Source organism: Clostridium sp. ATCC BAA-442, assembly GCF_964239415.1.
In the GTDB taxonomy this organism is placed as follows: domain Bacteria; phylum Bacillota; class Clostridia; order Oscillospirales; family Oscillospiraceae; genus Flavonifractor; species Flavonifractor plautii.
In genome coordinates this window covers 80,927-94,528 of record NZ_CAXSQB010000001.1, presented here as the reverse complement: position 1 = coordinate 94,528, position 13,602 = coordinate 80,927, and the positions used below count along the sequence as shown (strand labels likewise).

Annotated in this window: 15 protein-coding genes and 1 pseudogene; all 16 read left to right on the top strand. The window is 55.4% G+C overall.

Annotated features, from left to right (window positions below; genetic code table 11):
- Window positions 1-52 precede the first annotated feature (52 nt).
- The 16 genes and pseudogenes from ACESY8_RS00515 to ACESY8_RS00440 all read left to right on the top strand — a co-directional run bounded on the left by ACESY8_RS00515 (window position 53) and on the right by ACESY8_RS00440 (window position 13,402).
- Window positions 53-442, top strand: a complete 390-nt coding sequence (locus tag ACESY8_RS00515) for a hypothetical protein (RefSeq protein ID WP_498794342.1) — start codon at window positions 53-55, stop codon at window positions 440-442.
- A gap of 51 nt (window positions 443-493) precedes the next feature.
- Complete coding sequence (locus ACESY8_RS00510) at window positions 494-1,222, top strand: hypothetical protein (RefSeq protein ID WP_156621883.1); 729 nt, start codon at window positions 494-496, stop codon at window positions 1,220-1,222.
- A gap of 15 nt (window positions 1,223-1,237) precedes the next feature.
- Window positions 1,238-2,335 (top strand): hypothetical protein, encoded by a 1,098-nt coding sequence (locus ACESY8_RS00505; RefSeq protein ID WP_156621882.1) that lies wholly within the window; start codon window positions 1,238-1,240, stop codon window positions 2,333-2,335.
- A 35-nt stretch (window positions 2,336-2,370) separates the two neighbouring features.
- Window positions 2,371-3,549 (top strand): hypothetical protein, encoded by a 1,179-nt coding sequence (locus ACESY8_RS00500; protein WP_156621881.1) that lies wholly within the window; start codon window positions 2,371-2,373, stop codon window positions 3,547-3,549.
- Window positions 3,500-4,591 (top strand): hypothetical protein, encoded by a 1,092-nt coding sequence (locus ACESY8_RS00495; RefSeq protein WP_156621880.1) that lies wholly within the window; start codon window positions 3,500-3,502, stop codon window positions 4,589-4,591. Before ACESY8_RS00500 ends, ACESY8_RS00495 begins: the two co-directional genes overlap by 50 nt.
- A complete protein-coding gene (locus ACESY8_RS00490; RefSeq protein ID WP_156621879.1) occupies window positions 4,530-4,955 on the top strand; it encodes an immunity protein PIM1 family protein in 426 nt (141 codons plus the stop codon). The genes ACESY8_RS00495 and ACESY8_RS00490 overlap by 62 nt, the downstream gene beginning before the upstream one ends.
- A 66-nt stretch (window positions 4,956-5,021) precedes the next feature.
- Window positions 5,022-5,345: a DUF7716 domain-containing protein gene (locus tag ACESY8_RS00485; RefSeq protein ID WP_156621878.1), complete on the top strand. Its 324-nt coding sequence runs from the start codon at window positions 5,022-5,024 to the stop codon at window positions 5,343-5,345.
- Between the two features lie 1,190 nt (window positions 5,346-6,535).
- A pseudogene (locus ACESY8_RS00480) lies at window positions 6,536-8,011 on the top strand (suppressor of fused domain protein); the annotation flags it as partial.
- Window positions 8,012-8,062: 51 nt separating this feature from the next.
- The gene (locus tag ACESY8_RS00475) at window positions 8,063-8,842 is read left to right on the top strand and encodes a hypothetical protein (RefSeq protein WP_156621877.1); all 780 of its coding nucleotides are present in this window, start codon (window positions 8,063-8,065) and stop codon (window positions 8,840-8,842) included.
- 12 nt (window positions 8,843-8,854) lie between these two features.
- A complete protein-coding gene (locus ACESY8_RS00470) occupies window positions 8,855-9,733 on the top strand; it encodes a DUF4261 domain-containing protein (protein WP_156621876.1) in 879 nt (292 codons plus the stop codon).
- A complete protein-coding gene (locus tag ACESY8_RS00465) occupies window positions 9,734-9,874 on the top strand; it encodes a hypothetical protein (RefSeq protein WP_172694902.1) in 141 nt (46 codons plus the stop codon).
- Between the two features lie 28 nt (window positions 9,875-9,902).
- Window positions 9,903-10,865, top strand: a complete 963-nt coding sequence (locus ACESY8_RS00460) for a helix-turn-helix transcriptional regulator (protein WP_156621875.1) — start codon at window positions 9,903-9,905, stop codon at window positions 10,863-10,865.
- Window positions 10,866-11,001: 136 nt separating this feature from the next.
- On the top strand, window positions 11,002-11,361 hold the full coding sequence (locus ACESY8_RS00455; protein ID WP_006877047.1) for a helix-turn-helix domain-containing protein: 360 nt from the start codon (window positions 11,002-11,004) through the stop codon (window positions 11,359-11,361).
- A 33-nt stretch (window positions 11,362-11,394) separates the two neighbouring features.
- Complete coding sequence (locus tag ACESY8_RS00450) at window positions 11,395-11,988, top strand: ImmA/IrrE family metallo-endopeptidase (protein ID WP_498794448.1); 594 nt, start codon at window positions 11,395-11,397, stop codon at window positions 11,986-11,988.
- Between the two features lie 114 nt (window positions 11,989-12,102).
- Complete coding sequence (locus tag ACESY8_RS00445; RefSeq protein ID WP_007487966.1) at window positions 12,103-12,645, top strand: hypothetical protein; 543 nt, start codon at window positions 12,103-12,105, stop codon at window positions 12,643-12,645.
- 316 nt (window positions 12,646-12,961) lie between these two features.
- On the top strand, window positions 12,962-13,402 hold the full coding sequence (locus ACESY8_RS00440) for a sigma-70 family RNA polymerase sigma factor (RefSeq protein ID WP_007487963.1): 441 nt from the start codon (window positions 12,962-12,964) through the stop codon (window positions 13,400-13,402).
- Window positions 13,403-13,602 lie beyond the last annotated feature (200 nt).

Genomic DNA, 13,602 nt, shown 5'->3' with positions numbered 1-13,602 from the left:
TGACCTTTTGGAGCTTTTGCTTGGGCCTCTTTTGACAAAGCAGGAACAGAAAATGCCAAAATGCAGGGCCTGTAAGCATCGGATGGAGCAGATGGGGCCGCCCCGGCTGTTCCTGCTGCCGGTTTACAGCGACGGGCGGTACTCCGCCAGCGCGGACTACTTTATGGAAAACTGCGTTCCCATCCAACGGGAGGAGGAGATCCCCACCGCCCGCCGGGCCTGCCGCATTTGGAGGCTCCGGTGCCCTATGTGCGGCGCACAGTACATGTTTGTCCAGGACTTCCTGCGGGTACGGCAGGACGAGACCTTGGAGGGCACATATCTCTATGAGTATCAGGAGCTTGCCGGGCTGCTGTTCCAACGGCCCGGAGACCGCACGGCGCAGACGCCCCGCCGCATGGAGAACGCAGTATGCGACACTGGCGCCTTCGCGGAGGAGTGAGGACCCCGGGGAGATGCCCGGCGGCAAATACAGAAAGAGAGGACTATTATCATGACATCTACTTATCAAGCTTGGCTGAACAAGGACAGGGAATGGATCAGCGCCTATTGCAGCCGCACCCGAAAAAGCAGCCTCACAAAGGTCGTTCCCCTGACCCTGCTGCTCACCGCCCTTGTGCTCGGCGGCATGGGGCTTCTGAATGGCGGCGGTGTATCGGGGCTGGTGACTGGTGTCATTGGAGGGCTGGTGTTCGGCCTGGTCATCTGCGGCATTTATCTGGCCATTCTGATGCCCAGTCTCAGCCCCGCCCGATACACCCAGAAGCTGGAGCAGAGCGTCCGGGAGCTTTCCATGGACGAAACGGAGCGGGAACTGCTGGGCACGGAGATGCTGGCGGCGCTGGAGGATGACAAGGGAGTGGTCTCCTACCAGATGACGGGACCCAACTCCAAGGGCACCCCGGCCCGGGTGATCCTGACGCCCCACTATATCCTGCAGGAGGGTAGCACGCCCTATGCCGTGCTGATCCGGCTGAGCGACATCGCGGAGATCCGGACGGGCTCCGAGCGGAAGATCGCCACCACACACGGCGGCAGCAGTAAGACCCACCACTATTTTACCCTCTATTCCATCGGCTTTTACCGGAAGGACCGCTTTGAGCGGGGACTGGATGGGAACGACCTCCCGGACTGCGCCATGGGCTTCTTCCAGGAGGAGCTGCGGAATGATGTGGTGAAGCGGATGCGGGACGGCGGCCTTCGGGTCACGTCCGCGGAATAAACGAAGGGGAACCGTATGGGAAAGGCGAAGTTTTGCGGCGAGGAGCTGGAGGCGGCGATCAAGCGGCTCCCCCAGGGAAAGCCCCAGATGGACGCTTATTGGAACGCCGTCCGGCAGGCGGACGAGGCCGGAGATCCCTACTGGCGGATGATGTTCCGGTGCAGGTACTGTTATGAGGCCACCTTCCGGGACGATCCGCCCAAGGCCATCCCGGTGGCGGCGGAGTTCTGCGCCCTCTTTGAAGAAAACTCAGAGGCATTTATTGAGCGTTCCCCGGACGGAGCGTCTGAAATGCACCTGATGATCATGCAGATGGGCATTGACCCCATTGTATTCCTGCCCCAGATCCCCATGAAGCAGTGGGAGACGATGATGGCCGAATTTTATCACTGGGTCAAGTATTATCACATCGGCCTGCGCACCTACTGGTGGCAGATGGCCCGGTTCTGGCGGTATGTGGACCGGAAAAAGGCGTATGAGTATTTCCAAAAGTTCTGGAAGACCGGCCGGGATGGGCTCTCCGACTGCCGGACCTGCGAGCGCAGCTACGCCGTGCAGATGGAGTTACTGATGGGCAACCGAGCGGCGGCGGACGAGTATGCCAAGCCCATGGAACAGGGGCGTATGCGCTTCTGCCCGGATACGCCCCATCTTTACTGGCTGGCCTACCTGGAGGATGCGTTGGACCGCGGGGATCTGAGGGAGGCGGAGAAGCGGGCCAACGCCCTCTACCGCAAGGGAAACCGGGACAAGAGCGACCTGAGCTACATCGGGGCGGTTCTGCGTTGCTGGGCTTATACTGACCCAGAGCGGGCTTTGGAGGTGTTTGCCAAACGGCTGGAGTGGAGTATCGGGTTGTGGGACCAGAAAAAGGTCTATGACTTCGATAAGGGCGCCTGCGTTCTCTTCCAGCGGCTGTCCAAGCACCAGCAGACGGTACATCTGGAGCTGCCCCAGGCCTTTCCCCTGTGGCGGGAGGATGGAGCGTACAGCACCAAGGAGCTGGCCAACTGGTTCCGTGAGCAGGCAGAGACCATCAGCAGGCGCTTCGACGAACGCAACGGAAGTCACTGCTTTGGACACGATCTCGCGGTGGCTTTGGCAAAGCGATAAGGTTTTGTGGTCATGGATGGTATGAGGTGAAAAAGATGCAGCAGGAAGTGTTTGACGGCGAGAAGCTGAGCCGGATCATAGAAAAGCTCCCCAAGGGGAAGCCCCGGATCGACGCCTATGAGGAGGCCATCCGGCTGGCGGATCAAACTCAGGACGCCTATTGGCGGCTGGGCTTTCGGTTCCACTATGCCAGCGAGGTGTATTTTCAGGACGATCCGCCCAAGTGCATCGGCGCGGCGGCGGAATTCGGCCCCATCTTTGAAGCGGCGCCCCCTGAGATCCAAAAAGATCCTGTGATGATCGACGCCTATCTCATGATCACCCAGCTGGGCGTGGACGTGATGCAGAACCTGCCCCAGATCCCCATGACCCAGTACGAAGCGCTTTTGGAGCAGTACGACCAGCTCACCAAGCGCTATGGCATTGGCCGGCGCACCTATTACTGGCAGATGATGGGCCGCTGGGAGTACGCCGATCCGAAACGGGCGCTGGAGTACATAGAACTTGCCATGCAGACGCCGCCGGATGACCACTTTGGCAACTGCAATGCCTGTGAGCATTCTTGGGCCGCTAAGCAGTATATCCGTCTCGGCAGGCTGGAGGAGGCCCGGCGGTATGTTCAGCCGCTGGAGACTTACCGCTTCTCCCCCTGTGAGAACTCGTTTCAGAATATTTGGGCCGCCTCTCTGGAATACGCTCTGGACCGGGGCGATCTGGAGACCGCCGTCCCCCTGGCCCAGAAGCTGTATAAGAAAGGCAACCGCAACCGGACCGACCTGCGCTTTCTCGGTTCCGTCCTGCGCTGCTGGGGCATGACCAATGCTGACCGGGGGCTCGCCCTGTTCGCCCGGCGGCTGGATTGGTCCATCGGGATGTGGGACCAGAAGAAAGTCTATGACTTCGATAAGGGGGCCTGTATTCTGTTCCGGCGGCTGGCCGGAGTGCGGCAGACGGTAAAGCTGGAGCTGCCCCAGTCCTTCCCCCTGTGGCGGGAGGACGGGCGATACCCAGTACAGGAGCTGGCGGACTGGTTTCTGACCCAGGCGGAAACCATCGGCCGCCGCTTTGACCGGCGCAATCGCAGCCACTATTTTGAAGACGATCTGGCGGCGGCGCTGAAGCAATGTGGCCTGCCGGACAGCGAGACAGAAAGAAGGAATCAGTATGACAGAGGAACAGATCACTTTGGACCGGATGCAAAAGGAACTTCGTGAAATGCCGTCCTCCCCCCAGCGCTTGGGGCTCTGCCAGGAATTTGTGGCCCTGGCTGACCGGGAGCAGGCCCGGGCCCAGCAGATCAGCGGCCGGTACGATCTGGCCTGGGCTTATGCGACCGCAGGCGACCCGGCCAAGGCGCTGCCGGTGTGCGCGGAGTTTCTTCAGATGCGGGAGGAGACGCCCAACACCAGCGGGAAGCCCCACTTAGAGGCGGTGCTGGCGGTCAATATCGCGTGTCTGGCCTGCGACCTGGCCTGTGACCTGCCTCAGATCCCACTGGAGCAGTGTGACGCCCTGCTCATGGAGTTCCGGCGGCAGGTGCGGACCCACGGCATGGGCGAGCGCCTGTGGCAGTCCTATGCGGGAAAGGTGGCGGCCATGACCGGGGACCTGCGGGGACTGGCGGACCACCTCAGCCGCTTCCAGGCGGCTCCCCGGGATGACACCTCCGACTGCGAGGTGTGCGAGGCCGGGCTGACGGCAAGATTTATGCTGGCCCTGGGCCGGAAGGACGAGGCCATTAACATTGCGGTGGAACTGCTGAAGCAGGGCAAATACTGCGGTGAGGAGCCGTGGACGCTTCTTGCCATCCTGACGGAGGACGCCCTGAACCGCCGGGATCTGGACGCCGCCGAGCGCTATGCCACCGCCATGCTCATCCAGCCCGTCGAGCGGCCCGCGGACCTGCGCCGGGCGGGCACGCTGCTGCGGATGGAGGCGGCTTTCGGCGCGGGAGAGGATGGGATCAAACTGCTGGCAAAGTGCCTGCCCTGGACGGAGAACCTCTGGGACCAGCGGCTGCTGTTCTATTTCTATCTGGGGGCGGCGGATTTCTGCCAGGCTCACAGCGCCCAGCACGCCGGGATCAAGCTGCCCCCTGTTCCTGGCTTCAAAGACTGTCCTGAAAACGGCCTGTATGACTGCGCCGCCCTGGCCCAGTGGTTCTGGGACTGGGCGGAGGAGATCGGCGGGCGGTTTGACCGCCGCAACGGCTGTCCCAATTACGGGAGGCATCTGCGGGCGGTGCGAAGAAGCTGAGCGGGAAGAAAGGGGTTTCATGTTCGGTCTACTAAGCAAATTGGGTGCCATTCATTACACAGAATTAGATGTAGATGAGATCTTAGACAAAAGAGAGATGGATTCATTTGACAGTGAGTGGGTGCGGGTTTATCAAGCCGTTGAAGATCAAAAGAGAGACAAAACCATTGACGATACCGAAGACATCCGGGAAAAAGCATTTATGATAGTCTATCAGCAATCAGGCTGCGGTGAGTTAGCAGGGTATATTTCAGATGATTTTGGACTCATTGCGGACAGCAAATTGCTAAACTACTCGGATATGTGGTTGGATAAACTCATTGCCTGTTATGAAAACGCGGTCATTCCGTGTGGCAAGTTATAAAAATACACGGAGCAAAAATTGGATTGCACCAATAAATAACAATTCCAGTTTTAGGAGATATGGGTTATGGAGAATATGCAAATAACAACTATAAAAGATGCTTTAATAAATGCCCCAAATCTCCTTTGGTCTGATTCCCTATTTTTACCGGACACATTGATATGGGGGTTAGAAACAAAGGCTGTCATTTGCGATCCTGATGATGTTGAATCAGAAGATGATGAAATTCCTCAAATTGCGAAAGAAATGGGGCTTCCTTTAAGTATAGGGATTCAGGATATTCAGCAGGTTATGGACAATGCAAGGCAGCAAGTGGAAGATTGTAGTATTGAGCAGTTATTTGAGGCATTTCTTTATTATTATGACAATGACGCTTTTATTGAATTTTGAAAACGGAGGAAACGGATATGGGTTATCAAGATGAAGACGAGCTGAGCGAGGAAGGCTTTCTGGAGATGCTGGCGGATTATGAGAAGCTGAGCAAATTGCAGGAGCAGTACCGGGAACTCCCCCATTCGCCCCAGCGGGTGGAGCTCTGCCGGGAGGCTGTGGCCGTGGCAGACCGGCTGGAGGAACCCTCGGAGCAAATGATCGGCCGCTTTGACCTGGCCTATGCCTACATATTTGGAGACGATCCGGCCAAGGCCCTGCCGGTGTGCGCGGAGTTCATGCGGCTCCATCAGGAAAATCCCGGCGAGCTGGGAGAGGCCGAGGGAGACGCCATGATCTCGGTGGCTATGCTGGCCGGCTCCATCGCCCGCCGCCTGCCCCAGATCCCGCTGGAGCAGTGCAAAAGCCTGCTGGCGGAGTTCCGGGATCAGGTCCGTACCTATGGCCTGGGAGAGCGGCTGTGGCAGTGCCACGCTGGGGAATTTGCCATGATGACCGGGGATCTGGCCGCACTGGAGGAGCATCTGGACCGGTTCCAGGCGGCGGAGCGGGATGATGTATCCGACTGCGCGGTGTGCGAGACGGGCGCGATGGCGGAATACCTGCTGGCCCTGGGCCGCAGGACGGAGGCTGTCGCCCTGGTGGAGGAGCTTCTGGAAAAGCAGGAGTTCTGCGAGGAGCAGCCCTGGAAGCTCCTCTCCATCCTCACAGATGACGCGCTGGAGCGGAACGATCTCCAGGAGGCGGAGCGTTTTTCCGCCGCCATGGTGATCCAGCCCATCAAAGCTGCCGCAGACCTGCGCCGGGTGGGCACCCTGCTGCGGATGAAGGGAGCCTCCGGCGATTGGAAGGACGGATCGAAGCTGCTGAAGAAGGCCCTGCCCTGGACGGCCAACTTCTGGGATCAGGAGCTGCTGTTCTATTTCTATCTGGGGGCGGCCAGCTTCTATCAGGCATACAGCGCGGAACATACGGAAATCAAGCTCCCCCCTGTTCCCGGCTTCACAGACTGCCCTGAAAACGGCGTGTATGACTGCGCCGCCCTGGCCCGGTGGTTCTGGAAGCGGGCGGAGGAGATCGGCGGACGGTTCGACCGCCGCAACGGCAGTTCCAATTACCGGGAGCGGCTCAAGCGGCTGATGAATGATCCCCTCAAAAAAGAGGAAAGCAAAATGGGAGAGATAGAACAGGAGCAGGAAGAACCTCTGGAAGAGGCCTTGGGCGAAAGTGGGCAGAGCCGCAAGGGCTCCTTCGCCGGTTTCGTCCTCCTGTCCGAAGGGGAATGGGACAAGCGGCAGTTCATCCAAGACATGAAAGAAAAGTGGGACATCGCCGTAGTGGAGGACGCGGACCAGCGCGATGATGCAGTGGTGTTCAAGGTGGATGACATGATCGCAGCCGTCAGCCTAATGCCTGCGCCCATCCCCAATGGAGAGGCTGAGGCTAACGCAGAAAATAACTATTTGTGGAAGGACGCTGTGAAAGTTGCCAAGGAGCACCGCGCCCACCTTATGGTGGCGGTGCTGGGCAAAGAGGAAAATATTCTGGAGAAGGGCATGTTCTACACCAAGCTGGCAGCCGCCTGTTGCCGGCAAAAATATGCTGTTGGTGTTTACACCAGCGGCGTGGTGTTTGAACCCCGATTCTATGAGAGTTTTGCCGACATGATGCAGGAAGGCGAACTGCCCATCTTCAACTGGGTTTGGTTCGGCCTGTATCGGAGCAAAGGCGGCCTGAATGCATATACCTATGGCATGGATGTTTTCGGCAAGGATGAGATGGAAGTGCTGAACGCTGACGCTGAACCGGACGATCTGAGGAACTTCCTGGCAAGCCTTACTGGCTTTGTACTGGAAAACAATATAGAGCTCCAAGATGGGAAGACCATCGGCTTTACGGCAGAGGATAAGCACACCATTACCCGCAGCCCCGGTGTAAGCCTCCCGGAGGAGCAGATGACCTTGAAAATCAGTTGGAACCCTTTGGATGATGGTGGTGAGGATGATTCGGACGGCGAAAACCCCAAGGATGAAGGTCAGAACGAACCCGAAGTCTACACCGAGGATGAAGTGGAGGCTATTGAAGATCATATTGAGAGGTGTTTCGGTCCGGTCGAAACTGTGCTCCATGAGTTGGTCTCCCCTGATATTCATGTGGATATCTATGTGGTTGCGCCTTCCGAGGAACGCAATTACTATACCCTGCTCACTATGGGTATGGGCGCCCACCGAATGAATGTCCCAAAGGAGCTGGCGGAATACAAGCTGGAACGGGCGGAGTTGGCCATCGCCCTCCCAGCAGACTGGAAGCTGAATCAGGAATCCATACAGGACGAGCGGTGGTACTGGCCCATCCGTCTGCTCAAGGCTTTGGCCCGTCTGCCTATTGTCAATGATACCTGGCTGGCCTGGGGACATACCATGGACAACACAAGACCTTTCGCAGAGAACACGGAGCTCTGTGCCTTCATCCTGGCAGGAGCGCAAAGCCCGGTGGAAGGCTGTCAGGTCTGCACACTGCCGGATGGCGATGAGATCAACTTCTATCAGGTGCTTCCCCTCTATCGGAATGAATTGGAGTATAAGCTGCAGCATGACGCAGACGCTCTGCTGGATAGAATGGCGGATATCAGCTTTGTGGTGCGCACGGATCGTCGGAATATCATTCGATGAATGATATTCCTGCGATAAGATATAGACAGAAAAGGAGGCATCACTATGGGACTTGACATCTACGCCGGAACATTGACCCGGTACTATTCTCACAACTGGAAAACTGTTGTTCAGCAGTGGGCGGAGGAAAACGGATATGCCTTTAACCGGATCACGCCAGATGGAGAACCTGCTGACAACGAAGATGAGCTGTCCCCAGCTGAGGTTCAGTCTGCGGTTGAGAACTGGCGGGATCAGATCCTGGCCGCCAGTTCCCAGCCGGACCAGCCCCCCTACGCCACCTGGCCAGAGGATAATGAGAAGCCCTATTACACCGACAAGCCGGATTGGGACGCCTTCGGCGCTATGCTGCTGGTGGCCGCCTGTCGTACATACGAGGAACCGGTGCCTCCTACCGTAGAGAAGGACTGGAACTTTGGGGAGCATCCTCTGGTCGCCCGTCTTGCATCGGACGAGGAGCGGGTGTGGTCCCTGTTTCGGGGCGCGACTTGGTGGCTTCCCCTCACCGACAGCTTTCTGTTCCAAGGCCCTCTGCCCACCGATGATCAGGCGATGATTGCCACCCTGGGCGGACTGCGGAAGGAGCTGGAAAAGCTGAACCAGCTGGCGTGGCAGGCCGATGAGGCTACCATCCTTGATTGGGCAGACACGGAGGGATACCCGGTAGACGGGACCGTTGGCCCGAATGGACAGTACAGCAAGGCGGACATCCCAGAACACACCCAGTATGACACCCAATCCCTTGCCAAGTTTGCTTTCTCCATGTTCTGGCGGGCCATGCGGTTTGCCAAGGAACAGCAGGTACCCATCCTGCTGGATTATTAAGGAGGAAACCAAATGAGCAATCAAGTGTTCCAGCAAAACCTGGATGACAAAAAAGGTCCTCAGCCCGGAGGTCCCTATCTCATTCAGATGCTGTTCAAAGAGCCAGTAGAAATGCCGGATAAAGAAAAAATGACTGCCGTAATGAAGAAGCACATCGGATCAACAGAGCGCTTCTGTTATGATAAGAAAATGGCCGGCTTTGCCGCACAGGAGCATATTGCAAAGTTCAAGGACGGAAAATGCCCGGTGCAGCTGATGGTGATGAAATGCGACAAGTTCAAGGGCAAAGGCTTTGATGCCTTCCTGATGAGCCAGATGTGGGATTGCCAGGAGGACCGGGAGCGGATCTTCCGGGAGTGCAAATATCAGGTGGTGGCCACCGATATGCTGGCTGCGGCGCTTCCGGCGCTGGAGCGTGCCAACCTGGATGCCGACTTCTTGGAGGCTCTGGCGGAGCTGTACCCCTCATGCGAAGCATTCTATTTCCAGAACTGCGGCAAGCTGTTTCTGGCAGAGGATGTGCGTTCCCACCAGATTGAGGGCCCGGATCGGTTCATCCGCTTCGGGGTCAATGTCCGCTTCTTCAACATCGAGGGCACCGAGGATATGCTCATCGACACGGTGGGCATGAGCACCCTGTTTTTGCCGGATCTCCAGTATCACTTCCACGACATGGACCCCAACTGGGTGGTAAACCACGCCTATAATGTGGCGTCCTATATTCTGGAGCATGATAACCCCATTCAGGATGGGGAAACCATAGACGGCGTGGCGGATGGCCAGATGAGCCGGGAGATCCAGTGGAAGTGCCAGTATGAGGATGCCCTGATCCAGCCGCCCAGAGGGGTGTTGGACATCCACATGGGGAACTATGCCTCGGGAGGCCGCTGAATGAACGGCGTTGTGCTCCTGGTGGGCGGGCTGCTGCTTGTGGCGGTAATCAAGCTGATTATGGATCGAAATTGGATTGGACTGCTTCTCTGTGCTGTTGCCCTGTTCCTGGTCTTTGGGACTGGTCACCAGACAAAATAGGCCATTTCGAAAATCGAGGAGGTGAAGTATGCAGAATTCAACAAATATGCGGATACTGGAATTGCTCCGGTTTCTCTATGAGCGGACCGATGAAAACCATCCCGCCACAGTATCTGACATCATTGCCCATCTGAATGGAAAAGGAATTCAGGCAGTACGGCAGACTGTTTACGCGGATACCAATGCTCTGATCGATGCAGGAATTGATATTGTGGTGGTCAAGAGTACCCAAAACCAATATTTTATGGGAAGCCGCCTGTTTGAGTATCCAGAACTGAAAATGCTGACAGACGCAGTAGCATCCTCGAAGATCATTTCTGCCAAGAAATCTGAGGAACTGGTACAGAAATTATGCCGTCTGACCAGCACACATCAGGCAGAGCAGCTTCGGCAGCTCGCCAGCCTGTCCAGCCGGGTGAAACCGGACAATGAGCAAGTCTATTACATCATTGATGCCATCCAAACGGCGATCTTGGAAAAGCGACAGATCCAGTTCCAGTATTATGAATATACGCCCGAGAAAAAACGAGTTCTCAAACATGGCGGTTATCTCTATAAACTGGACCCTTACGCTTTGGAATGGAAGAATGACCACTATTACCTGATCGGCTTTTCTCACAAACACCAGCGGATGGCTCATTTCCGAGTAGACCGCCTGTCAGGGATCAAGATACTTCCCTCCGGCTTTACCCCCGATGAAGACTTGGATGTGGCGGGCTACACCAACAAGATCGTTGATATGTTTGCTGCTGACCGCACAGTTTCTGTTGAACTGCTCTGTGAGAACAAGCTGATGAAAACCATCATAGACCATTATGGAGAAGCTGTACCAACCCGCACATATGACGAGGAACACTTTACGGCAAACATTGAAGTCGACCCAAGCGGCACCTTTTACGGATGGGTATTCAAATTTATGGGCGGGATTCAGATCATAGCACCCCAAGAGTGTATAGAAGAAATGAAGCGGATCGCCCACAGGTTTCTCTAAAACAGGGACCAGGTGTTATGGAATTTTAACACCTGGCCCCTGCTTTCTTTTTTGCCCTTGTGTCGAACAGATGTGCCAGTTATAATATAAACAAGATGTTCGCAAACCAGCGAAACTCTATGAAGGAGGGAGACCAGTGACCTTTGGAGCTTTCATCAGCACACGGCGCAAAGAGGCCAAATTAAATCTCCGGGATACCGCGAAACACCTCGGTATCTCCAATGGGTACCTGTGTGATATTGAGCAGGGTCGCCGGCCAGCGCCAGAGGGAGCATTTGTAGAGCGGATCTCTTCTTTTCTGGAATTGGATAAGCAGGAGCATGAAATGCTGTTGGATCTGGCCGCAGATTCCAGGCAGACGGTTCCGGCCGACCTGCCTGACTATATCCGCCAGCATGACATCGTCCGCGCAGCATTGAGAGTGGCAAAGGAAGTAGATGCTACCGATGAGGAATGGAAGGCATTTATGGAAATGCTGCAGAACCGCCAGAACTAAGGGGGGATTTTCTTGTCTGTACCGAAGTATCGATTGGACGCAATTGAAACCATTGGACGGAAGATCCTGCAAGAGTATGATCCCGCTTTGTTGGACGGGTCTCCCCAGGCAGTTCCCATTGAAACTATCATAGAGACCAAGTTTGATCTAACTCTGGAATATCATTGCCTACGCAAAAACGGGAGCATCCTTGGGGAAACGATTTTTGATGAAGGAGCGGCTATTTTATACGACCAAGATGAAAAACGCTACCGTTTGATTGCAGTCAAGGCCGGAACGATCTTGGTGGAGGAGCGGCTTTGTGTGGACAGGCTCCTCGGCAGGCTGCGGTTCACCTGTGCTCACGAATTGGGGCACTGGGTCCTGCACCAGAAGCTGTACTCCGGCACAGGCGATGTGGCTGCCTATGAAGGAAAAACATCTTTGGATGAAAGCCACGGCCTGGTCGAATGGCAGGCGGATGCTTTGGCTACTGCTCTCCTCATGCCCCTGCCGCAAATCAAAAGAAGTTTTTACCGGTTGCGTGCAGGCAGGAGCAATGAGCAGTTGGTTGCGGAAATGGCTCAGATCTTCCAAGTCTCCAAGCAGGCCATGCGTATTCGGTTGGAAACACGCAATCTCATATAAGTTTGGTACGGCAAGCCCCCCTCCTAAGAGAGGGGTGCAGCCGCACCAATGTTCACAGGCTTTGTTATATGCATTTTGTTCGCAGTTTAGCGAACATGGGAGGAGGAGAATGGCATGAGAAAAGAAAGCTCCACTGTGCAGAAATGTAAAAGGCAGATGGCGACCCTTGGATTTGACAGCCAGCTGGCCTATCACCGGGTAAAGCTGATTTTGAAAATCTACCGGGATGTGGTGTGGGTCCTCAGTGAGCGGGTGGAGGAACTGCATGAGTATGCCTGGGAGCTGGGCGCTCAGGACGCTGATACCGGGCTTATCTATCTGCAAAGCTTCGCCCCGGATATGGATCTGCAGGAGTTTGAGGAACGGGTCTGCTGTGTGATGGAAAACCGGATGCTGGTGGATGTGATCGACCGTGCCCTTCTCCGCTTGAAACGATACCCTGACCGGGGGGAACTTTACTATGAGATCCTAACCAAACAATTTATCCACCGTTTCAACAGCACAGAAAGGGATCTGCTGGATGAGCTGAATATGGAGCGAAGCGTATTCTATGACCGGAAGCGCGAGGCGATCTTCTTATTGTCCCTCTGCCTTTTTGGTTATGCTGTACCGGAACTTCAGGAAGAATTGGAGATGCCCCGACTTTATCCCGACTGATTCCCGATAAAAAACCGACGAAATCCCTACTCCCTTCCGACTTTGCCTCTGCTATACTCAGTACAGTGGCAGGTATGCACAAAAATGAATAGGACCAGCTGACAAGGGCTGGGACGCTGTAAAGTGTCCCGGCCCTCTGTATTCCTGCCGCAATATGGCGGCGGGGATCGGCCGGGGATGCAGAAATGCGTCCCCGGCTATTTTTCTGCCCGGCACTGGGAGGGCCGGCATGGGCTGGGAGGCTTATATCGCCAAGTACCCCTGATTTCAAGATTTTGATTCACCATCAAAATCTTGAAATTTGGAGGAAAGGCACATGGAATCCAACGGGAAGTTTACCCTTATTGTTTTTAACACCTGCACTCAGGAATATGAGGAAGTCATAGTGACAGAGGAGGTCTATCGTACTTACTGCAGAACACGGTGGAATATCAAGGACAACGATCAGAGCTTTTTTGACCATGAGATCCAGACGAGTGGGATGATCGGAAGTCAGGATGGCGCCTATGAAAATTTCCGGGAGTTTATTGACGCTATCAACACCCCGGAACACATCATCCTTGAACAAATGAAGAAAGAGGCCCTGTACCAAGCGATCTCAGCGTTGCCTGCTGCGGATCAGGCATTGGTACAGGGGTTGTTTTTTAAGGGACAAAGTGAACTTGACTATGCAAGAGAGATTGGCGTTTCACAGCCTGCAGTGCATAAACGGAAAGTCCGTATTCTCAAGTCTTTGAAAAAACTTTTAGAAAATTGAAATTGGAGGGTTATTAAAATGCCGACATCTTCCCCTATACAAGCGAGAAGGAAATGCTTCTCACTTGTTCCTTGAAAACCGAATATCCGATTGTCTGAATACTTTCCTGACGGGGCCCCTGCTGGACAGGGGCAAGCGACGCTGGAGGATGCGCGAAAACCACCTGTAGAGGTTCTGGTACAGGCTGCAAACGAAGTCAC